General features: G+C 61.7%; 22 protein-coding genes and 1 pseudogene. 8 read left to right on the top strand and 15 right to left on the bottom strand.

Annotation, left to right across the window (positions count from 1 at the left end):
* Positions 1-3 precede the first annotated feature (3 nt).
* From ACI2JX_RS07230 to ACI2JX_RS07260, 7 genes and pseudogenes are all read right to left on the bottom strand, one after another.
* Positions 4-1,191, bottom strand: a complete 1,188-nt coding sequence (locus ACI2JX_RS07230; RefSeq protein ID WP_368972302.1) for an acyl-CoA dehydrogenase family protein — start codon at positions 1,189-1,191, stop codon at positions 4-6.
* 9 nt (positions 1,192-1,200) lie between these two features.
* Positions 1,201-1,761, bottom strand: a complete 561-nt coding sequence (msuE, locus tag ACI2JX_RS07235; RefSeq protein ID WP_368972303.1) for an FMN reductase — start codon at positions 1,759-1,761, stop codon at positions 1,201-1,203.
* Positions 1,762-2,114: 353 nt separating this feature from the next.
* Positions 2,115-4,000: pseudogene (gene mrdA / locus ACI2JX_RS07240) on the bottom strand (penicillin-binding protein 2).
* Positions 4,001-4,233: 233 nt separating this feature from the next.
* On the bottom strand, positions 4,234-5,244 hold the full coding sequence (gene adhP, locus ACI2JX_RS07245; protein WP_404689756.1) for an alcohol dehydrogenase AdhP: 1,011 nt from the start codon (positions 5,242-5,244) through the stop codon (positions 4,234-4,236).
* Between the two features lie 98 nt (positions 5,245-5,342).
* Positions 5,343-6,830, bottom strand: a complete 1,488-nt coding sequence (locus ACI2JX_RS07250; protein ID WP_368972305.1) for a DASS family sodium-coupled anion symporter — start codon at positions 6,828-6,830, stop codon at positions 5,343-5,345.
* 177 nt (positions 6,831-7,007) lie between these two features.
* Positions 7,008-8,234: an MFS transporter gene (locus tag ACI2JX_RS07255; RefSeq protein ID WP_404689757.1), complete on the bottom strand. Its 1,227-nt coding sequence runs from the start codon at positions 8,232-8,234 to the stop codon at positions 7,008-7,010.
* 216 nt (positions 8,235-8,450) lie between these two features.
* On the bottom strand, positions 8,451-8,888 hold the full coding sequence (locus ACI2JX_RS07260) for an acetyltransferase (protein WP_404689758.1): 438 nt from the start codon (positions 8,886-8,888) through the stop codon (positions 8,451-8,453).
* A gap of 374 nt (positions 8,889-9,262) precedes the next feature.
* Between ACI2JX_RS07260 and ACI2JX_RS07265 the strand changes: the two genes are divergently transcribed.
* The gene (locus ACI2JX_RS07265; RefSeq protein WP_264234527.1) at positions 9,263-9,502 is read left to right on the top strand and encodes a hypothetical protein; all 240 of its coding nucleotides are present in this window, start codon (positions 9,263-9,265) and stop codon (positions 9,500-9,502) included.
* Positions 9,503-9,578: 76 nt separating this feature from the next.
* Positions 9,579-9,848, top strand: coding sequence for a hypothetical protein (locus tag ACI2JX_RS07270; protein ID WP_186553361.1), 270 nt, complete (start codon positions 9,579-9,581; stop codon positions 9,846-9,848).
* Between the two features lie 131 nt (positions 9,849-9,979).
* Here ACI2JX_RS07270 and ACI2JX_RS07275 read toward each other — a convergent pair whose 3' ends face one another.
* From ACI2JX_RS07275 to ACI2JX_RS07290, 4 genes are all read right to left on the bottom strand, one after another.
* The gene (locus tag ACI2JX_RS07275; RefSeq protein ID WP_186553360.1) at positions 9,980-10,444 is read right to left on the bottom strand and encodes a hemerythrin domain-containing protein; all 465 of its coding nucleotides are present in this window, start codon (positions 10,442-10,444) and stop codon (positions 9,980-9,982) included.
* A 115-nt stretch (positions 10,445-10,559) separates the two neighbouring features.
* Positions 10,560-11,003 (bottom strand): DUF421 domain-containing protein, encoded by a 444-nt coding sequence (locus ACI2JX_RS07280; protein WP_264234529.1) that lies wholly within the window; start codon positions 11,001-11,003, stop codon positions 10,560-10,562.
* Between the two features lie 9 nt (positions 11,004-11,012).
* A complete protein-coding gene (locus ACI2JX_RS07285; RefSeq protein ID WP_368972307.1) occupies positions 11,013-11,519 on the bottom strand; it encodes a hypothetical protein in 507 nt (168 codons plus the stop codon).
* Between the two features lie 10 nt (positions 11,520-11,529).
* Entirely contained in the window at positions 11,530-12,033 is a 504-nt protein-coding gene (locus ACI2JX_RS07290) for a CinA family protein (RefSeq protein ID WP_368972308.1), read from the bottom strand.
* A gap of 243 nt (positions 12,034-12,276) precedes the next feature.
* Here ACI2JX_RS07290 and ACI2JX_RS07295 point away from each other — a divergent pair, with 243 nt between their 5' ends.
* From ACI2JX_RS07295 to ACI2JX_RS07310, 4 genes are all read left to right on the top strand, one after another.
* The gene (locus ACI2JX_RS07295) at positions 12,277-12,876 is read left to right on the top strand and encodes a hypothetical protein (protein ID WP_264234532.1); all 600 of its coding nucleotides are present in this window, start codon (positions 12,277-12,279) and stop codon (positions 12,874-12,876) included.
* Positions 12,876-13,304, top strand: a complete 429-nt coding sequence (locus ACI2JX_RS07300) for a phage holin family protein (RefSeq protein WP_264234533.1) — start codon at positions 12,876-12,878, stop codon at positions 13,302-13,304. The genes ACI2JX_RS07295 and ACI2JX_RS07300 overlap by 1 nt, the downstream gene beginning before the upstream one ends.
* Complete coding sequence (locus tag ACI2JX_RS07305) at positions 13,301-14,107, top strand: DUF3618 domain-containing protein (protein ID WP_404689759.1); 807 nt, start codon at positions 13,301-13,303, stop codon at positions 14,105-14,107. The genes ACI2JX_RS07300 and ACI2JX_RS07305 overlap by 4 nt, the downstream gene beginning before the upstream one ends.
* A gap of 402 nt (positions 14,108-14,509) precedes the next feature.
* Positions 14,510-14,797, top strand: a complete 288-nt coding sequence (locus ACI2JX_RS07310; RefSeq protein WP_404689760.1) for a hypothetical protein — start codon at positions 14,510-14,512, stop codon at positions 14,795-14,797.
* 315 nt (positions 14,798-15,112) lie between these two features.
* On the opposite strand, the gene ACI2JX_RS07315 is transcribed toward ACI2JX_RS07310, so the two are convergent.
* Positions 15,113-15,415 carry an AzlD family protein gene (locus ACI2JX_RS07315; protein WP_404689761.1) on the bottom strand — a complete coding sequence of 101 codons (303 nt, stop codon included), beginning with the start codon at positions 15,413-15,415 and terminating at the stop codon, positions 15,113-15,115.
* Positions 15,412-16,131 (bottom strand): AzlC family ABC transporter permease, encoded by a 720-nt coding sequence (locus ACI2JX_RS07320; RefSeq protein WP_404689762.1) that lies wholly within the window; start codon positions 16,129-16,131, stop codon positions 15,412-15,414. The genes ACI2JX_RS07315 and ACI2JX_RS07320 overlap by 4 nt, the downstream gene beginning before the upstream one ends.
* A 118-nt stretch (positions 16,132-16,249) precedes the next feature.
* Between ACI2JX_RS07320 and ACI2JX_RS07325 the strand changes: the two genes are divergently transcribed.
* Both ACI2JX_RS07325 and ACI2JX_RS07330 read left to right on the top strand, forming a co-directional pair.
* The gene (locus ACI2JX_RS07325) at positions 16,250-16,714 is read left to right on the top strand and encodes an Lrp/AsnC family transcriptional regulator (protein ID WP_264234537.1); all 465 of its coding nucleotides are present in this window, start codon (positions 16,250-16,252) and stop codon (positions 16,712-16,714) included.
* Between the two features lie 305 nt (positions 16,715-17,019).
* Positions 17,020-18,348 carry a DUF3100 domain-containing protein gene (locus ACI2JX_RS07330; RefSeq protein ID WP_368973755.1) on the top strand — a complete coding sequence of 443 codons (1,329 nt, stop codon included), beginning with the start codon at positions 17,020-17,022 and terminating at the stop codon, positions 18,346-18,348.
* A gap of 665 nt (positions 18,349-19,013) precedes the next feature.
* On the opposite strand, the gene ACI2JX_RS07335 is transcribed toward ACI2JX_RS07330, so the two are convergent.
* On the bottom strand, positions 19,014-20,171 hold the full coding sequence (locus ACI2JX_RS07335; protein ID WP_404689763.1) for a M20 aminoacylase family protein: 1,158 nt from the start codon (positions 20,169-20,171) through the stop codon (positions 19,014-19,016).
* Positions 20,172-20,176: 5 nt separating this feature from the next.
* Positions 20,177-21,694 (bottom strand): aldehyde dehydrogenase family protein, encoded by a 1,518-nt coding sequence (locus tag ACI2JX_RS07340; RefSeq protein WP_404689764.1) that lies wholly within the window; start codon positions 21,692-21,694, stop codon positions 20,177-20,179.
* Position 21,695 lies beyond the last annotated feature (1 nt).

A 21,695-nucleotide genomic window follows, 5' to 3' on the forward strand; every position in this document is an offset into this window, starting at 1 on the left:
GCCTTATGAATAGAAAGACGGGACGGGACGCTTGCCGTTGAGGGCCCACTCGCCGAGCTCGTGGATGCGATAGTCCACAGGGTCGTGCAAGGTTTGCGTCCTCAGGTTGCGCCAATGGCGGTCGAAGCGCAGCGAGGCATGGGTCGCGCGGGCTCCGGTGACTTCGAACAGGCGGTTGCAGATATCCAGGCCATGGCGGGTGGCGGCGACCTTGGCAGTGCCGATGGCCAGCGCCAGGTCACCGCGCTCCTCGGCAGTCAGGGCATGCTCCTTGGCCCAGGCGCGGTCGAGCTGTTCGGCGGCGCGCTCAATCAACAGGCGCACGCTTTCCAGACCGACCCAGAACTCGCCGTAGTGGCGCAGGATGTATGGGTCTTCGCTGCTGCTGGTGGCCTCGGAGCGGAACCACGGCCGGCTCTCCTTGAGGCTGTACTGGCGTGCTTCGGCGAAGGCGCCCTCGGCGATGCCGAGGAACAGGTTGGCAAAATGCAACTGGGCGATCAGTGGCCGCAAGGCTGCGAATGGCGTGCTCAGCGGGCCGGGGTCGAGCAGCAGTTCGTCATGCTCGACGCGCACACGCTCGAACGTGGCGCTGCCGCTGTCGGTCTGGCGCTGGCCGATATTGTTCCAGTCATTGTGCAGGGTGATGCCGGTGCGCCCGCTGGGGATCGCGGCAATCAGCAGCTTGCCGCCCGCACGCTCGTCCACCGCCGAGGCGATGAGCATTTCCGAGTCGCTGGCCCCTGAGCAAAAGCTCTTCTGCCCGGAAAACTCACACCAGCCGTCGAAGTGCTTGACCTGGGTGCGGGTATCCAACGGGTTCAGTGCGTTGCCCCAGAACCAGTGCTTGCGCGCGGTCTGTTCGAACCACGGTTGCCACTGATCAGGGCGGGAGAACAGCCGCACGGTGGCCAGCATCAGGTGATGAAAGCCAAACACGTGGGCGATCGAGCTGTCGACGCGGGCAAACTCGCGTACCACTTCAAAGGTGTCGCGCCAGTTGGCCCCTTGGCCGCCGTAGGCGCTCGGGATGGCCAGCGACAACAGGCCGCTGCTGCGCAGGGCATCGCGCTCGGCTTTGGGCGTGCCGCCGCGCTCGTCACGCTCGACGGCGGTCTGGGCAAACTGCCCGGCCAGTTCTTGGGCGATGGCCAGGGCAGGGCGTTGGGCAGGTTTCACGGGTGCATTCATGGCCGCTCCTCAGGCGCTTTTGCGCAGCGCATGGTGAGCCGCGAACAACGGCACGGCGCGCTCGGCGGCCAGTCGGATGCGCGCAGCCAAAGCTTCGCTGGTCACCCGGTAGTCGGCCAGCTCGTTCTGGCTGGCGTATACGCCGATGGGCAAGGTCAGCGCTTGCAGGAAGCTGAACAGTGGCCGCAGCTGATGATCGAGGACCAGCGCATGGCGTTCGCTGCCGCCGGTGGCTGCCAGCAGCACCGGCGTGTCGACCAGCGCATCCTGGCCGATCAAGTCGAACAGGTGCTTGAAGTGGCCAGGGAAGCTGCCGCGATAGACCGGCGTGGTCACCACCAGCAGGTCGGCCTTTTCCACCAGGCGCAGTTGTTGTTCGACGCTCTCGGGCAGCTCGCTGCGCCACAACGCCGCGCCCAGTGGACGGGCGATATCGCCCAGTTCGATTAGCTGCGCCTTGATGTGCAGGTGCTGGCTCAGTTCAGCGAGGATGGCCTCGGTCAGGGCCAAGGTGCGCGAGGGGCGGCTGGTGCCACCGGACAAAGCGACGACGTTCAACGGGGTGCTCATGGCAAGTCTCCAGGTCAGGTTGAGCGGGACTTTGCTTGAGCAATCGTCGTGCCTATTTTAAATGTCCATATAGATCAACAGGTTGCACCGTTTCATTGTGCAGCCGGTGTTGCCTTGTGGGCCTGGATGTTGATCAACTGTTGCGCTGCGAACAGTTGGCCTGGTGTTGGCGGCTGTGCAGTGCAGAGAGTTATAGAGGATTTGCGTCAGGATAAAAAAGAATAAGAAGTCATATTCTTATTCATTTATGAGATTTAACAGTAAGGGATTTTGCGCTGAGATGTACCGGCCTCTTCGCGGGGCAAGCCCGCTCCCACGCCAGGTTGACCGTCCGGCATAGACGACCCAGGTCTTCAGCTATGCGGCGAGGTATGATCGCCACCGGCATACTGCGCCTTCAGATGCCCCTGCTCATCGAGCAGATAGGCATCCATCACCTCGCGCACAACAGGCCCGGCAACTCGGCCGCCGGCCTCACCGTTCTCGATCATCACCGCCACCACGATCGAGGGATGATCAGCTGGGGCAAACCCTACGAACAGCGCGTTATCGCGATGGCGCTCCAGGGTCTTGTTGCGGTTGTAGCGTTCACCCTGGCGGATTGCGACAACCTGTGCAGTACCGCTCTTGCCGGCAATCCGGTACTGCGCGCCGGCGGCAGATGCCCGGGCAATACCGCGTGGGTCGTGCATGACCATCTGCATGCCTTGGCTGACCTGATCCCAGGCGCGCTTGTCGTGCAAGACGATATCCGGCATCGGATGCGGATCGACCGGCTGCTCACCGGCGACGGTCATGGCCAGGTGCGGCCGGTGCCACACACCCTTGCTGGCCAGCAGGCTGGTGGCCTGGGCCAACTGCAACGGGGTGACCTGCATGTAGCCCTGGCCAATGCCAAGGATCAGCGTTTCGCCCGGGAACCAGGCCTGACGGCGGGTGGCACGTTTCCACTGGGCTGAAGGCATCAAGCCTGCGGCTTCTTCGAACATGTCCAGCGAGACCTTCTGGCCCAGGCCAAATTCGGCCATGTAGTCGTGCAGGCGATCGATGCCCAGTTTGTGCGCCAGGTCGTAGAAGTAGGTGTCGTTGGAGCGCATGATCGCGCTGTACATATCCACCCAGCCATCGCCGCTGCGGTTCCAGTTGCGGTATTTGTGCGCGTAGTTGGGCAGCTCGTAGTAGCCGGGGTCGAACACCCGGCTGGCCGGGGTGATGACGCCGCTGTCCAGGCCTGCGATGGCCACCTCTGGCTTGACCGTCGAGCCTGGCGCATACAGCCCGCGCAGCACCCGGTTGAACAGCGGGCGGTCGATCGAGTCGCGCAGGGCCGCGTACTGCTTGAAGCTGATGCCTTTGACGAACAGGTTGGGATCAAAGCTTGGCTTGCTGACCATCGCCAGCACATCGCCGCTGGCAGGGTCGAGCGCTACCACTGACCCGCGTCGGTCGCCCAGGGCCTTTTCAGCGGCCTGCTGCAAGTGCGCGTCGAGGGTCAGGATGATGTCCTTGCCGGGGGTCGGGTCCTGGTGACGCAGTACGCGCATGACCCGGCCCTGGGCGTTGGTCTCGACTTCCTCGTAGCCGACCTGGCCGTGCAGTTCGCGCTCGTAGAAGCGCTCGATACCGGTCTTGCCGATCGACTGGGTGCCGCGATACTCGGTGGCGTCGAGGCTCTTGGCTTCCTTCTCGTTGATCCGCCCGACATAGCCGACCGAGTGGGCAAAGTGCTCATTTAGCGGGTACTCGCGAATGAACTGCGCTTGGACCTCCAGCCCCGGCAAGCGGAACTGATTGACGGCGATCAGCGCGATCTGCTCCTCGGACAGCCCGACCATCAACGTCACCGGCTCGAACGGCTTCGGCCACGGCGCAGGTCCTTGTCGAACTGGACACGATCATCCTCGCCCAACCCGAGTATCTGCGCCAGGGCATCGAGCACCTTGGCCGAATCACCGGCGCGTTCGCGGGTCATGGTCAGGTTGAAGCTGGGTTTGTTGTCGGCCAGCACCACGCCATTGCGGTCGTAGATCAGCCCGCGTTCAGGCGCGATGGGCAGCACGTGCACGCGGTTGTTTTCCGATACCGCGCTCTGCTGGTCGTGTTGCAGGACTTGCAGCACGTACAGCCGCCCGACCAGCACTGCCACCAGGCCCAGGGTCAGCCCGGCACAGACCAGCAACCGCCGGTTGACCAGGTGTTTTTCTTTGTCGTGGTCTTTGAGGGGGATGGGTTGGGGCATGCGCGCTCTTGAGGTTGAGTACCGCCACAAAAAGGGCAGGTACGTTGACCGGGGCGGCGATGCTACGCAACCGATACGCCAGGCTCAAGGCGCACGCCGCCTGGCGGGGCGCAGGTTTGGCCTGTCCGGCCCGCTATCAGTAGCTTTACCGGACACATGAAGATTCGTTCATGTAAGGCAGCGAGCGATACCTCGGCATAGGCTGGCTGACTCATGCCGAGGTGAGGGCATGCTCAGCGACTGAAGTCGATCACCATGCGGCCTTTGATCTTGCCTTCTTGCATCTCGTCGAAAATCTGATTGATGTCTTCGACCGGGCGCAGGGTCACCTTGGGCACGACCTTGCCTTGCGCGGCAAACTCGAACGCCTCGTGCAAGTCTTGCCGGGTGCCAACCAACGAGCCGACCACTTCGATGCCATCGAGCACCAGCCGTGGAATGTCCAGGCTCATGGCTTCTGGCGGCAAGCCTACCGCGACCAGCCGGCCACCGGCACGCAGGGCATCGACCGCCGAGTTGAACGCCGCTTTGGCCACCGCCGTGACCACCGCAGCGTGGGCGCCGCCGGTCTTCTCCTGGATGATTTTCGCGGCATCCTCGCTCCGTGGGTTGATCACCAGATCCGCGCCCATCTCGCTGGCAAAGCGCAGTTGCTCATCGTTGACATCGATGGCAATGACTTTGGCGTTGAACACGTTCTTGGCGTACTGCAGGGCCAGGTTACCCAGCCCGCCGAGGCCGTAGATGGCGATCCATTGACCGGGGCGGATGTTGGAGATCTTCACCGCCTTGTAAGTGGTGACACCTGCGCAAGTGATGCTGCTGGCGGCGGCAGAGTCGAGCCCATCCGGGACTTTGACCGAGTAATCGGCGACCACGATGCACGACTCGGCCATCCCCCCGTCGACGGTATAGCCGGAGTTCTTCACCTCGCGGCACAACGTCTCGTTACCGCTATTGCAGTACTCGCAGTGGCCGCAGCCTTGGAAGAACCAGGCCACGCTGGCGCGGTCGCCTGGCTTGAGCGAGGTCACGCCGGGGCCAACTTCCTCAACGATACCGATGCCTTCATGGCCGAGGATCACCCCGGTCTTGTCACCGAAATCGCCGTTCTTGACGTGCAGGTCGGTGTGGCAAACGCCGCAGCACTGCATTTTCAGCAGCGCTTCACCGTGTTTGAGCGGGCGCAGGGTTTTGTCCACGACCTCGACGCGACGCCCTTGGGCAACAACAGCAGCTTTCATACATGCCTCCGTGTAATGCTGAGTGAGCTTGAGTTATTGCAGGGTCAGCATAGCCAATACGCGTGAAGCGTCGGCTGCGCGCATGACCCTGCTCGGGTTTACATCCAGCCAAGCCAAGACCAGTAGGTGCTGGCGAACACCAGCAGCAGCGCATAGCCGATCGCCGTGACCCACAGGCCGACCCGGGCAAACTGGCGCGGGGTGAACGTGTCGGTGCCCAGGCAGACCATGTTCTGCGGGGCGTTGATCGGCAAGATGAAGCCAAAGCTGACCACAAAGCCGAGCAACATGGTCATGCCGATGCGGCTGAAGTCGCCCGGCAGGGTTTGCAGCACGGCGATCAAAATCGGCAGCAGCGCCGAGGTCAGCGCGGTGGCGCTGGCGAACCCCAGGTGGATGACGATCAAAAACGCGCCGAGCACCGCCAGCACGCCCAGCGAGCTGAGCTGATCCAGGCCTGTGTGCTGCACCACTTGCGCGCCCAGCCACTGCCCGGCCTGGGTGGTGAGCAAGGTGGTACCCAGGCTGATGCCGACGCCGAACACGATCACCGTGCCCCACGGGATGCGCGCTTGCACATCCTTCCAGGTCATCACGCCAAAGCGTGGCAGCAACAGCACCACCAGGCCGGCGTAGGTGGTGGTCGTGGTATCGAACGGGTGCAGGCGGCCTTCAGTGGCCCAGGCCAACAGCAATAGCAGCGAGACCACACCCAGGCGCTTTTGCGCGGCGCTCATCGGCCCCAGTTGGGCCAGGCTCTGGCTGACCCCGGCCATGCCGCCGGGCACGCTGTCGCTTTCCGGCGGCAGCAGCTTCAATACCAGCACGATCAGCACCACCGACATGATCAGCGCCCAAGGCGCGCCGGCGATCAGCCAGTCGAGCCACGACACCCGCGCGCCCAGCATCTTGTCCATGAAGCCGATGGTCAGCAGGTTCTGCGCCGCTGCGGTCTGGATACCGACGTTCCAGATGCTGGTGCCCTGGGCGACGATGATCATGATTCCTGCAGCGATATTGGAGCGCGCCGGCACTCCGAATGCGGCGATCACCCCCATCATGATCGGCACCACGCAGGCACTGCGCGCCGTTGCGCTGGGCACCACCAGGCTGAGCAGGACGATAACGATCATCGCCCCGAGCAATACCCGTCGGGTGCTGGCTCCGACCTTGGTCAGGGTGACCAGGGCGATGCGCTTGTCCAGCCCGGTATGGGTCATCGCCGCGGCGATGAACAATGCGCCGACCACCAGCGCCAACGCCGGGTTGGCAAAGCCTGACAACGCCATCGACACGCCTGCTGAAGAGCCGTAGCTGACCGAAGGGTCGGCCAGGGTCGGCGCGGTGCCCAGCAGCACGGCCATCAGCGAGGTGATCATGATCGCGCTGGCTTCGTAGGAAACCGCCTCGGTGATCCACACGATCACGGCAAATACCAGGATCGCCAGCATGCGCTGGCCTGCTACAGGCAAGGTGTCGGGAAACGGCAGGAATAAGACCCCAGCCAACGCCAGGCAGGCGATGATCAGCCCGGGTGGAAAGCGCACAGCAGCAGGCGAGGGCTGCTGTGAGGCATGGTCCGTCATGGTTCGCTCACTGGCTGCAATAAAGGTGCTAGCCAGCATAGCGCGGGTTGCGCACGGTAAAGCTGCTTCAGGTCATGGGTTGGCTGAGTGGTCAGCGCGACGCGCAAGCCAGCGCCCGAGGAGCCGCTGCGACCTGTCCCGCGAATTGGGCCGCAGCAGCCTAGTGAGGTGTCGCTGCTAGCAAGGCTGCGCCGCCAGACTGTTACTGACCTTGCGCCCCAGCACCAGCACCGTGACAAAACCGCAGCCGACCAGCGCCGTGGCCAGACTCAGCAGCACAGAGCTGCCCAGCTGGTCGACGATCTGTCCGCCGAAGAACGAGCCCAGCGCGATAATCACCTGGAACATGGCCACGAACAGCGGCATGCCGCGTTCGACGTCCTTGGGCGCTACGACGAACATCCAGATGCTGGCGCAGGCCGGGAACGCGCCGAAGGCGAAGCCCCACAAAGCGATGAGCATCGCAGCGCCAGTCATGCCGGTCGCGAAATAGGGGAACAGCGCGGTGCTTACGCCAATCATCAACGCGACCAGCAACAAGGTGTGGCGCACGCTACGGTTAGCGGCAAAACCGGCGAAGATATTGCCCAGCACCCCGGCCACGCCATACAGCAACAACAGCGAGCTAATGGTCGGCCCATCGAAGCCTGCATTTTGTTTGAAGAATGGCGCGACATAGGTGTACGCGGCAAAGTGCGCCAGGCCAATCAGCAGCACCGCGATCAAGCCAACCCGCGCTTGTGGGTTGATGAACAATGCTGGCAGGTCACTGATGCGAATCGCTTTGTCGGGATTGAGCCGCGGCAGCAGGAAGATCTGCGCCAACAGCACCGGTATGCCGACCAACGCGGTGACCAGGAAGGTCATGCGCCAGCCCATCAGGCCACTGAGCCAGGTGCCCACCGGCACACCCAGCACGGTGGCCAAGGTCACCCCGACCATGATGATCGAAGTGGCCTGGGCTACGCCGACCCCCTTGGGCGCCAAACGGCCGCTAAGGGCAATTGCCGTTGCCCAGAAACCGCCGATGCTGATGCCCAGTAGTACCCGGCCAAACAGCAGCAGGCTGAAGTCGCTGGCGTAGGCCACGACCGCGTTGGCGATGATCATGATCAGCGTCAGGCCGATCAGCAGGTAGCGCCGATCCAACGCGCCAATGCCCACCGACAGCAAGGGCGCGGCGAGGGCGGCCATGATGCCGGGCAGGGTAACCATCAGGCCGGCTTGGCCGGCGCTGATCCCCAGGTCGCTGGCGACATCGTTGAGCACCCCCACTGGGAGAAACTCGCTGGTGACCAGGGCAAAGGCGCCCACCGCGACCGAGAGAATCGCCAGCCACTGCTGGCTGACGCTCTGTTGATTATGTTCGAGAAGGCCTTCAGAGGCCTGGTTGACGCTTGGCATTGTGTAGAGTTCCAAGGTGCAAGGTCGCCTGCAGCAGGCGAGAAAACGCAGAAAATTGACGGCGATTATAGGAGCCGGGCTTGTCAGCCGATTAGGCAGGCGGCTCGATAGTAATAATCAGCGCAATCGATGAATCGCCCCGCGCAGAGCGCCCGCAGGCGTGTGTTCAGGAGTCGCTTGTACGCGCAACGCGAGGGGCGATTGGCTGTCACGGCGTCAACCGGGCAGCTTCATATGCAGCAACGGGAACGGCCGCCCTTCACCATCGAGGGGGGAGCGACCAATCTGAACGAAGCCGTAATGCAGATAAAAACCCACTGCCTGCGGATTTTGCTCGTTGACATCGACGCTCAGTGTTTTGCGCGACTCGCGCACAAAATCGAGCAGGGCACGGCCAGTGCCTTGACCGTGCAGATGCGGATCGATGAAGAGCATTTCCACGTGGTCTTGGTTGAGCCCAATGAAGCCCTGTGGCGAATCTTCGCTATCAACCGCAACCCACAGTTCGACTGCCGGTAAGTAGATATCGCGTAGCTGTGGGAGCAGGGCGTCTATGTCGGACGCTTGCAAAAAAGGGTGGGTTGCGCGAACGGCGCGCAGCCAAATGCTAAGCAGCAGCGGATGGTCCGCAGCATTAGCCTGACGAATGATCATGCAATCATCCTCATTCACTGGATGTCGGAAGCGTGGTGCGCCAGTGCCTGGCGACCGTGGGGGACTCGGCATCGTGTATGCCCGCTTCGCGAATTAACGCCTGGGCGGTGCACTGAAGAGGTGGCCGAAAAAGAAGGGGGTGGTGAATTTACTAAGTGCTTGTTGGGGCGTCAAGGTGCTGCGGCGATGCGCTGGCCCAGTTCAATGCCAGCGCACCGCTCCTGGTGCCGACTAGCGAGCAGGGGAGCGGGCACTGACAGATCGCGGTGAAGGGCTTAAACCTCAGAACGCTACTGGACCTGATGCAATTGAATCAAACTTTTCCACGCTGTCGGGCTCTGCTGAATAACACACCCCATTGAAGGACAACCGCCATGAAGCACACTGATCCCAAGCTGGCTGATCGTGAATTGGCAGACAAAGTGCCTCGGCCGATATCTTCAGACCAGGCGCAAAAGGGCGAGCCTTCGCCCGATCCGGTGCTGGAACAGCCAGATCCAGATACCGAAGCGGTGGACAAGGTGATCACGCCGACTTCGATCAAGCAGCAACAGCAGCAGACGCTTGAAATCGAGCGGCGCCTGGCTGAAGCAGAGAAGAAAAACCGGCCTTGAGAAGGGGATGCAGGCAGGTGCGGCTCACCTGCCCCACAGCCTACAGTGCATGTACTGACTCTGAGGGTCTGTCCAAATGAAGGTCTTCTGCGCATCTTTCACAGCACACGACGAGTCACGACTGCGTGCGCTGGCTGCCTGGTATCAAATGCTCGAGGACTTGCAGCTGCGCATGGAGTGTCCGAACGACTACCACGACCAACTGCTCAGGCACGCGGACGAAATGGATCGATGCGGGCTGGTGAGTTGGCAAGAGTGGCGCGACTTGCGCATTGAGGCCGATCAACACTACCTGCTTGCCATCGCCGGAGCGGATTATTGGCCAAACGCAGGACGGCATGGCTGACATGCAGCACGCGTAGCGCAAACCCGCTGCTGCAGCGCTTGTGAACCGCGAACTGCCGAGATTGCGTGGGTCAAGCGCAGGGTGTGCGTGCGCCTATGCATCAGTCGCACGCACAACCTTAAAGCCGTCGCTCAAGCGGCGCGTTGCTCGTTCTTGAGCAATTTTTTCTGCGCCAGCATCGCCTGGCCCATGCTCTCCAATGCATCTTTGCCCAGTAGCTTTTTCGCCGTTGGGAACAGCTCGCTCTCTTCTTCCTCGATGTGGTGCTCCAGCAGCTCCTTCATGACCTTCACCCGGCCAGCAAATTCGACGGTGTCGGTGGCGGTGTGAAGCAGGTCGGGGAGTACCAGTGAATCGACGGTGCGGTGTTCTTCCTTGGCCTCGTAGTACAGCTTCTCTTCTTCTCTGCCGCCGGCTTGCTTGATGGCCGGATAAAGAATCTGCTCTTCAAGCGCGGTATGGATCTGCAGCTCCTGCTCGATGCGTTGGAGCAGTTCGCCGCGTTTCTTGACCGCGCGTTCAGTGGTGGTGGATAGCTCCTCCAGGAGCTTTTTCACGAGCTTGTGATCTTGCGTCAGCAATTCGATAGCGTTCATTCGAAGACCTCATTGCAGGCGGGATAATAGGCATTACCTGCGATGGAGTACGCGCTGAGCAACAGCGTTCAATAGCATTGACGGTTGGCATTGTCGGCGGCCAACCACAGCCAACCTACTCCTGCGGGATAATCGAAATCTTGCCGTTGCGCTCGACAACGGCAAATTTGATCTGCTCGACCCTCTCCAGGCCCTGGCTATCACGCGCCGATTCAAGAATATCGTCCTCGGTCAGTCGCGCCCGCCGCATTCGCTGGTGAAGAAAACGTCCGTGCTCGACCACCAAGGTCGCATGCCCGTCCAGTAGTCTTGCCAGCGGACGGGAGTTGAGCTTGGCCAATGACAGACCCACATCCAGCACGATCAAGGTGGCGATCACCAGCATTGCGTTGATGAACGAGAAGTCATCGCCCAGCAGCGCCTGTTGCGTTGCCTCGCCGATGATCAGCAGCAGGACGAAGTCGAAGGTCGTCAGGTCCGACAAAGAACGTCTGCCCGCTACCCGAAACAGCAACATCAAGGCCACGTACATGCCCGCGGCTCGAAGGATCGAGTCCATGCAGCGCTCCTAAGGAAAGAAAAACGTGGAAAAAGCAGCCGCGCTGGCGGGGCCCGATCTGACCACACCCTTCAGTCTCCCCACAGACTCGCTATGCAGTGTCAGGTACAAGGTGGCCACGCCATCTTCGCTGGTACCCAGCTCGAACAACAACGCTTGCCCGCGTGAGCGCGAGACCTGGGGCTCAGGTTGCAGCGTCTGGATGCTGACGTGCCTGAAAAATCCCCCGTCGAGCTCGACCGTCACCGGTGTTCCCGGCGTGCCGCGTACGCTGATGCGAAGGTTGTCTTGCGTGCCGCTGCGACTGATGCGCTGGTAGTCGACCTGGACCCGACCGTCAGCACTGATCGATCGCCCATCGCTGAGCGGGCCGTTACCGAACAGACCCGCCAAACCCAGCGAAACGATCACCACCAGCGCGTACCAGCCGAGCCGTTCGAAACGCCAGACGCGCTGCTGCATGCGCATGTTTTCTTCGACCGGATGGTGCCTGGAACTCAGCTCATCGTTGTCCATTGCCACGCCCTCACGCGCGCTCGCCGCGCAGCCAGCGTTGGTGATAGTGAGCCAGGCGGGTAAGGCCAAACACCGCCCCCTGGTGCATCACCTCGGCACGTTCACCGAAAAAACGCTGGGTGCGGGTGAACACCGCGAACGGTTCACCGGCAAATGCCCAAGCGAAACACAGCGTACCCGGCGCTACGCCGGCTTCAGGCTCGGGGCCGGCTACCCCTGTGGTGGCGATAGCGACATTGGCAGTGCTGTCTTTCAAGGCACCGATTGCCATCTCCCAAGCAACGGCTTCGCTGGTCAGTCCGTAGCGCTCGATGGTGTGTGGGTTGACCCCGAGCAGGCGTTGCTTGGCGCTGGGCGAATACACCACATAGCCACTCTCGAGCACTTCGCCAGTCCCAGGAATCTCGGCCAGCAGGGCCACCATGAAACCGGCCGTACAGGATTCGGCCGTGGTCAATAGCAGTGCGTTATGCCTGAGGTAGTCGAGTGCGGCCACGACGGTGTCTTTAGGCATCTGAGGTGCTCGCCGGGTTGTTTAGCGGTGGACGTTAGCCGCCCTGCTTTGGTTCACGCCAATTGACGGTAACCGCGTATCTAGCTAGTGCATTGCTCCCCAGTAAACCCCGCGCAAGCCCTTAGCGCTGAGGCTAAGGGTTACCGATCACTCTGACTGAACTCTATGAACCAGCGCTGCGTCCCCCGATTGAAGGCACTTCATCCGGCAGCCGCCGGCTGATCATTTGCGAGGGACATGACCATGGAACGCGATCAAGGCTCGGCGTCACCGCCGAGCAGCACCCAGGATCACCTGCACGCCATTACCGATGAAGCAGGGGCCCTGCTCAATGAGGCGAAGACTCAAGGCAATGAGCAGTTCGAGCATTACCGCGACACCGCCGCTGACCAGCTCGACTCGCTCAAGCAAGGTGCACGCTCGGCAGCGTCGGCGTTGCAAGGCGGCGATAGCCTGGGGCTGTCCCAGTACTTGGGTCAGGCCGCCGAGTGCATTGGCAGTTTCGCCGAACAAATCCGTCATGAGAGCGCCGAAGACCTGCTCCATCGAGGGTCTCGGTTGGCGCGGGATAATCCGGCGCTGTTTCTCGCCGGTAGTGTGGCGATCGGCTTTGCCTTGTCGCGGTTTCTCCGGGCCAGCGCCAACCCTGCTACAACCAACCCTGCGCCGACTCCAGCCTATGGTGCCAGCGAGCCCTATCAAAGCACGGCTGCGCACCCGGACCGCGCCAGCGATGTGTCTACCCACAAACCCTATACGCCGGTCGACCCGGTCGGCATGGGCGCCGGTACGCCGGTGAGCGGCGGGCCACTGGAGCGTGATCCGCTCAAAGGAGGTGAATGATGAACAAGGACCCTCTACAGGCGACCCCAGGGTTGCACACACCCGCTGACGATCCGGTCGGCGTAGGTGGCCTGCTGCGCCAGCTGATGCGCGAAGTCCCCGAGCTGTTCAGCAAGGAGCTGGCCCTGGCCAAGGCGGAGTTGCAGCACAACCTCAGTACCTTGAAGGCCGGCACTGCGGCGGTCGCTGCAGGTGCAATGGTGTTATTGGCAGGGCTGATCATCCTGCTACTGGCGGCAGTGTATGCCCTGGCCATGGTGGTAGAGCCTTGGCTGGCGGCGCTTATCGTCGGCGCCGTGACCGTGATTATCGGCTTCATCATGCTGCAATCGGGCAAGAAACAGTTCGAGCCCTCGCAGCTGACACCTGATCGCACGCTGCATGCCATGCAGCAGGACAAGGATGCGTTGAAGAGGAAACTGCCATGAATAGCTCATTCGAACAGGACACGCAAAAAGACCCTGACGTGCTCGAGCAGGAGATCAATGCCAAGCGCGAGCACATCAGCGATCTGGTCGATGCCTTGGAGCAGCGTCTGAGCCCCGGGCAACTGATGGATCAGCTGCTTGCCTACAGCAAGGGCAATGGCGGGGAATTTTTCCATAACCTGGGCACCACGCTGAAGAACAACCCGGTGCCCACCGCCCTTACGGTCTTAGGGCTGGCCTGGCTAGGCCTCAATCAGAATCGCCCGTTCAACCCCGGCCCTGCGCAGAGTGGAGCGGGATTGGGTGAAAAGCTCGGCGAGGCGGTCGACAGTGTAAAAGGTGCCTTTGCTCACGCAGGCGAGGCCTTGCACGATGCCAACCACAACATGCGCAGCAAGGCTCATGATCTGCGCGACCGGGTCGGCGAACTGGGCCAAGACGCGCGCGACTCGATGCAGGGTTCGGCAGACCGTCTGCGCGGTAGCGCACATCAGCTCGGAGACCAGGCCACGGCCTTGAAGGGGCAATTCGATCATCTGCTCAAGGAACAGCCGTTGGTCCTGGCCGCGTTAGGGATCGCGCTGGGAGCAGCCTTGGGAGCGGCGTTACCCGGCACGCACAAAGAGGATCAGTTATTTGGCGCCAGCAGTGACCGCTTGACTGAGACTTTGAAGGCCAAGGGTGCTCAAGCCAAGGAGGCTGTCCAGGAGACCGTCAGAGAAGCCACTGCCAAGGACGTACCCAATGCAACGCCCAGAACAGGGGATAGCGACCTTTCCTCAGGCTTGGGCTTCCCGTCATGAGGTTTCACATTTAGCTGCCGCAGAGCAAACTGTGCGCAACGGCTCGGGGCGCTGCAGCCGCCCCGGTTGCGCTGACCAGAGGTGTATCCCCTGGTTGTTTTAGCAGGCGAGCCAACGCACCTGCTCAGGTAGGCAGCGCCGCCCGCAACGCAGCGGTCACGACAATGGCGAACAGCACCACCGGCTCAATATCGTCCCTAGCGCTCACGTCCAATAATTTAACGATAGTAGTTAAGTGCAACCGTCATGACCCGAAGGTCTTGCGGTTGCTCATAGGGATGGTCAATCTTTCTGTACGTCGCGCCATAATTGAAATGGGGCAACTGGTATTTTTATCAGTTGTGTCAATTTTGTCGTGCGCTACGATCAGTTAGCAGTCAACATTCAATCAAGGAGATTCATATGTCGGCTACTATTACGGAAATTCTGGATAGCAATAATAAGGCGTTGAGCGCTGGTGACAGCAATGTGGGGTTTGTTCCGCCATTTACTATTCATGGTACGGCCTCGAAAAATTGTCTGATCTTTATTTGGCTGAACAAAAAACCTTTGAATGTCCAGCCTGCATCTACGCCGGAGGGTAAATGGACTTATAAGTTTACTCCCGAAACCACTGAGCTCGATGTGGTTGCTAGGGAAGTGAGCTTTACTGGTGACAGTAAGGGTACTTTCCAAGCTACCTATAAGTAGAGTGACGGGCTAGACGTTCTTAACGTTTTGGGAGGATGGCGCTAGTTTACGGCAGGCACGGTTGCTTAAGAGGCCATGACGTGGGGCGTGCCGAGTATCAATGCCATTGAACCGGCTGAGCTGCAGGATTCTATGTATCTTCCTCGTTATTTTTGCTTCTGTCGCGGGCCAAGCCCCTCGGTCACCTATTGCGCGGATCTACCGATCAGCGCAATAGGTGACCGAGGGGCTTGGCCCGCGATGGGCGCTGAATAAACGACGCCAGATAGATCCCCAGAACACTTTGATGTTCCCAAGGCCGTTTCAATGTATGGCTCAAGTAGGCAGCGCCGCCCGCAACGCAGCAGTCACGATGATGGCGAACAGCACCACCGGCAGGATCGAATACCGTGAAGCGGCATAGCCGGTGAGGGCCAGGGCAATCAGGTCCGCTGGGTGGCCAGAGACGAACTTGGGCGCGATCACGGCGATCAGCACGCAGCCGGGTGCGGCGTTGAGCACCTGGCTCAGTTGCGGCCCCAAGGTGCGCTTGCGCAATAGCACAAAGCCCATTGCGCGGGTCAGGTAGGTCGCCACGGCCATACCCAGGATGGTCACCAAGGTGGTTATATCGATCATGGCTTGGCCCACAAGTAGGCGCAGAGCAAACCCGCCAGGGTGCCCGCGAGCACATACCAGCCGCCGGGAATCATCAGGTAGAACAGCCCCGCAGTGATCAGGCTGAACAACCAGGGCAGGGCGGCATGTATGCCTTTCCACATCCCCTTGAGCAGCACCAGGAAGATCGCCGCGAAGGCCATGTCCAAACCGTAGCTGTGCAGGTCACCCAGCAGCGGCCCGAGCAGTACGCCGAGGGTGCTGAAACTGACCCAGGTGGTCCACAGGCACAGCGACACGCCCATGAAGTAAGGCAGGCTGAAGCCGCCACGCTGGCGGGCGTCGGCCAAACCCATTGCCCAGCTCTCGTCGCCCATGAAGAACAGCGCGCCGAGCGCCTTCTTCAGGGGCAGGTGACGCAGGTGTGGCGTCAAGGTCGCACCCATCAGCAGGTGGCGGCTGTTGACCAGCAGGGTCATGGCGACAATCACCAGCAGCGCTGGCGGCGACGTCCACAGCTCAATGGCGGCGAACTGCGAGCCACCGCCGAAATTGAGCCCGGTCATCAGCGCCACTTCGCCGGCCTTGAGCTGATGCTGCGAAGCTTGCGCGCCGAGCACCAGCGCCAGGGGTATGAAACCCAGCAGGACGGGCAGGGCAGCCAGCGCACCACGGCGCAGTTCGCTGTGCGGCGTGCTTGCGGGGGGATCGTTCAGTACGGATTCAAGGGTATTCATGGTCACCTCCAAGGGAGGAAAATTATTCCAATGAATCGCTGAAATCGGGTTGCGTAGTAGCGCCTCGGGCGTGAGTATTTGGCAGCTGCTACCACTAAATCGCACTCATGGGTTTTCTATGCCAATCAAGCTCGACGCCATCGATCGACGCATCCTGCGCGCGCTGCAACGCGACGGCAGGTTGCAAAACCAGGAACTGGCCAAACAAGTCGGCCTCTCCGCCTCGCCGTGCCTGCGGCGGGTGCGTTTGTTGGAAGAAGCGGGCGTTATCGAGCGTTATGTGGCGCTGGTGGACCCGGCCAAGGTAGCGCTGGGCCTGACCTTGTTCGTGCGTGTCTGGCTCAAGCGCCAGGATCAGGAGACGACTGATGAGTTCGTCGACGCCGTGCGGCAACTGCCGGAAGTGGTCGAGTGCCATGTAATGGCCGGTGACTGCGATCTGCTGCTGCGGGTAGTGGCGGCGGATCTAGAGGCCTATCGCAGGTTCCAGATCGCCCACCTGACCAGCTTGAGCGTGGTGCAGAACGTCAAGACCGAGGTGCCCATGGAGAAGATCAAGCTGACCACCGAGTTGCCGGTGTGAAGGAAGCTGCCCTGCGATAAACGAGTGTTGTGTGTTCTGATTTAGGCAACAACAAATGCATTTCAGAATATTGGAGTGGGTTCACCTGCTGGCCATACTGGCTGCGTACCGCTCGCAGCGGTGCGGCCCCCGGGTTTACTGGGGATCGCTGCGGACAGTCGGATAAAAACAAAGTGCTCGTCAGCAACCAACCTCCATGCCTGCCATGGATTTGCGATCTGCCCTGGGTACCGAAAGGTGCTCCCTGACAACAACACAACTATTGGGCCGCCGTCGCCGGGGGCTCAGCAGGCAAGGGGACTCACATGCAACACACCGACACACTCGCCATGCGCGAAAACAGCGCGACTTCCGCCACGGTCAAGCTGTACATCTGGGCAGCGATCATCTTGATCGCGGCCGAACTGATCGGCGCTATCAGTATTCCCCTGGGGCCCGGCAAAGTGGTGTTGCTGCCGATGGTCTGGGCGCTGCTGATCGGCGCCGGTATCGGCATAATGAGCCGCCGCATGCCAGGCACCATCGGCGTCGACACCGGTGCGCAAGTGCGCGCTGCCTCCATTTTGCAACCTGCACTGCTGGTGTTCATCGCCAAACTTGGCCTGGTCGTCGGCGGTTCGCTGCCGGTGGTATTCGCCTCGGGCTGGGCGCTGGTGTTTCAGGAATTCGGCCACTTCGTCGGCACGGTGATTCTCGGGTTGCCGGTAGCGTTGCTGCTGGGGATCAAGCGTGAAGCAGTGGGCGCGACCTTCTCGGTCGGCCGCGAGCCAAGCTTGGCCATCATCGGCGAGCGCTACGGCATGGACTCCCCAGAGGGCCGTGGCGTGCTGGCCGAGTACCTCACCGGTACCCTGTTCGGCGCGCTGTTCATCGCTATCGTTGCCGGCTTCATCACCAGCCTGGGGATCTTCCACCCCAATTCGCTGGCCATGGGCTCGGGCATCGGTTCGGGCAGCATGATGGCTGCCGCGGCCGGTGCCATCGCCGCCCAGCAAACGCCGGAAGTGGCCAAGGAAGTCATGGCCCTGGCCGCCGCTGCCAACCTGATCACCACCACCCTGGGCACCTACTTCACCCTGTTCATCTCGCTGCCGCTGGCGGTGTGGGGCTACCGTGTGCTGGAGCCGCTGATCGGCCGCACCACCAAGGCCTCGGTGATCGACCAAGGTCCAAGCAGTAGCGACGTGTCGCTGGAAAGCCACGAACTGGGCTGGGTCGGTCGCGTCAGCGCCTGGTTTGCCGCAGGTGCCCTGGCGCTGATGGCCAACTACGTCGGCTATCAGGTGTTGTCACCAGAAGCTTTCGCCGGCATGGCGATCATGATCGGCGCTGTGTTTGCCGGTGAAATGCTGTGCAGCCTGCTGGGGCGGAAAATTCCTGCAGTGTGCACGGTCTCGGTGGTTGCCATGTTCCTGACGTCGCCGCTGTGCCCATGGGCTGCTGAAGTGACCCGCCTGACCAACTCGATCAACATGCTGGCGGTGATCACGCCGATGCTGACGTTCGCCGGTCTGTCGATTGCCAAGGACCTGCCAGCGTTCCGCCGGCTGGGCTGGCGCATCGTGCTGGTATCGTTCCTGGCCAACTTCGGCACCTTCATTGGCGCGGTGCTGATCGCTGAGTTCTTCCACTGACAGTGCATTAACCGCTAGCCCACTTGCGCGGGCTACCTTAACGGCCGACTTCTGTCGGCCGTTTTGCTATCTGCCATTTGCCAATTGCTGGCGATGCCCAATGCCCAGGTCTGCGGCCAGAAGTGTTGCGTGGTAATGGTTTGAAGGTTGCCACGCTTTCCCTGCTGAAGTCGCGCAGTGGGTGGCGGCGCCTGGGCTGGTGTTCTCTGTTGAAAGTGTGAGGGTGAATGTTCTGGCCTCTTCGCGGGCAAGCCCGCTCCCACGGGGATAGCGCCGTTTTCAGGGGCGCAGCGGTACCTGTGGGAATCCTGCCTGCACTGAAGCGTTCTCCACACGATGCTCACCGCTAGGTTTTGTGGTGTCAAAACCGGCCTCTTCGCGGGCAAGCCCGCTCCCACAGGCACCCCGTTGACCTCGAAGCCAGCGCGGTACCTGTGGGAGCGGGCTTGCCCGCGAAGAGGCCGGGTCAAGCAACACTAAATAGAAAGTCAAAAGTTGGCTTCGACTAGCGCCAGATCTCGGTGATTCGCTGGCTCTTGATCTGACGCGCAGGTCCAGCCGACGCCGCGAAAAGCACAGGCATCTACGCAGCCATTTCGGTTGGTTCAAGGAGGGATAGGCAAGGTGTCATCAGGGCATGCGCAGCATGCCCTGATGCTGGAGGCTCAGAGAGCCGGTAGGTTCTGTTCGACCAGGGCGGTCCACACGGCAACGCCTGGTTCGATGACCTGGTCGTTGAAGTCGTAGTACGGGTTATGCAGGGCCGCCGATGGCTGCTCGCCGTCCACGCCCATCCAGATATAGGCACCCGGGCACGCCTGGAGCATAAAGGCGAAGTCTTCCGAAGCCATCGACGGTTGGCAGCCGAACTGCACCTTGTCTTCCCCCAGCGCCAACTGCGCGGCCTGGCTGATGACCTGGGCCTGCTGCACGTGATTTTCAGTCACCGGGTAGCCGACATTGTAGGTCAGCGCGCCATGGACGCCGAAGGCGCTCGGCATCTGCTCGACGAACTCGCCAATCAGTTGCTGTACCTTCTCGCGCACCGGCGTTTGCAGGCAGCGCACGGTGCCGCGCAGGGTGGCAGTCTCGGGGATGACGTTGATCGCTTCGCCAGCATTGACCTGGGTCACGCTGATTACCGCGCTGTCCAGCGGCGACAGGCGCCGCGAGGTGATGGTCTGCAAGCCCAGGATCAGCTCTGCAGCAGCGACGATCGGGTCAAAGCCGCGGTCGGGCATGGCGGCGTGGGAGCCTTTGCCGGTCAGAGTGATCTCGAAGGTATCCAGCGAAGCCATCATCGGCCCCGGATTGACCAGCACCTTGCCGGCCGGGACGCCTGGCCAGTTGTGCAGGCCGTAGATCGACTGCATCGGGAACAGCTCGAACAAGCCGTCCTCGATCATCTTCTGCGCGCCACCGAGGTTTTCTTCAGCCGGCTGGAACACGAAATACACGGTGCCGCTGAAGTTGCGCGTTTCGCTCAGGTGGCGTGCCGTGGCCAGCAGGATCGCCGTGTGCCCATCGTGGCCACAGGCATGCATACACCCTTTGTGCTTGGAGCTGTGGCCGCACTGGCCGAGCTCTTGGATCGGCAGCGCGTCCATGTCGGCGCGGATGCCGATACTGGGGCCTTCGCCGTTGCGCAGGGTACCGACCACGCCGGTACCGCCCAGGCCGCGATGCACTTCGATGCCGAAGCTGGTCAACAGCTCGGCGACCTTGTCGCTGGTCTGCACTTCCTGAAAGCCCAGCTCCGGCGCCGAGTGGAACTGACGCCGCCAGCCGGTGGCGTCTTTGATCAAGTTGGCTGAAATGCTCATGTTAGTTACTCCAGGCTCGCGCCGTAGCCAAAGCTTGCGGCGGGAACCGCAGCGGTTTCGACCCAGACGCTTTTCACCTCGCTGTACTCGCGCAGCGCGTCCAGGCCCGAAGAGCGGCCATAACCGCTTTCACCGTAGCCGCCAAAGGGCGAGCTGACATGGATGGTCTTGTAGCCGTTGATCCAGAAGGTACCGGCGCGCACCTGTTTGGCCACGCGGTGGGCACGGCCTACGTCGCGGGTCCAGACGCCACCGGCCAGGCCGAAGCGGCTGTCGTTGGCGATGCGAATGGCATCGGCTTCGTCTTCGAACGGGATGGCAACCACCACCGGACCGAAGATTTCTTCCTGGGCGCAGTACAGCGCGTTGTTGCCCGCCAGTACGGTCGGGTTGATGTAGTAGCCAGGCTTGGCCGGGATCGGCTCGGCGCCTTCGCCAACCAGGCGGGCGCCATCTGCCAAGGCACGTTCGACCATGTTTTTTACATGGCTGTACTGCTTGGCGTTGTTGATCGGGCCGATCTGGGTGTGTGGGTCGCTCGGGTCGCCGACCGTGAACTGCTGGGCCGCCTTGGCCAGGGCCTGGGTGAACTTGTCGAAGATCGACGCTTGTACCAGCAGCCGCGACCCGGATACGCAGCTTTGCCCGGCACCGGAGAAGATCGCCGCCTGGGCGCCGCGCAGGGCGACCTCAAGGTCAGCGTCGGCAAAGACGATATTGGCCGACTTGCCGCCCAACTCCAGTACCGCAGGAATGCAGCGCTGCGCCGCCGCGACGGCGATGTGGCGGCCGGTAGCAGGCGAGCCGACGAACACCACCTTGCGAATATCGGCCTTGGCGATCAATTGCTGGCCGATGCTGTGGCCGTAGCCGGCCACCACGTTGACCAGGCCCTTGGGCACGCCAGCACGTTCGATCAGCACTGCGACCACCAGCGAGGACAGCGGGGTCAGCTCCGATGGCTTGAGGATGACAGCGTTGCCGGCGGCAATGGCTGGGGCAATCTGCCACCCGCAGGTGAAGATCGGTGCGTTCCACGGGGTGATCTGCAACACGGTGCCCAGTGGTTCGTAGGTCACGTAGTTGAGGTGCGAGGTCGGCACCGGGATCACTTCGCCATGCAGCTTGTCGGCCCAGCCGGCGTAGTATTCGAACATCTCGGCGACCTTGGCCACTTCGACCTTGGCATCGCGAATCGGCTTGTTGGCGGTCAGCGATTCGATCTGTGCCAGGTTGTCGGCGTGTTGGCGAATCAGTGTGCCGATCTGGTACATGGCGCGTCCGCGCGCCTGGCCGGTCATGCCCCACCATTGGTGCTGGGCGGCCTTGGCGGCGCTGTCCGCCTGCGCCACCAATGCCTCGTCGGCGTCAGGGAAGCTCAGCATGAGGCTATCGTCGTGGGCGTTGCGCACCTCTACCGCTTGGCCATGGCCTTCGATGAACTCACCGCCCACGTAGCTGGCGATCACTTGCCGATCGCCCCAGAAGGGGCGCATCAGTTGGCTGATTGTTTCACTGCTCATC

Origin of the sequence: Pseudomonas sp. NPDC088890 (genome assembly GCF_044900155.1) — a bacterium.
GTDB lineage: Bacteria > Pseudomonadota > Gammaproteobacteria > Pseudomonadales > Pseudomonadaceae > Aquipseudomonas > Aquipseudomonas urmiensis.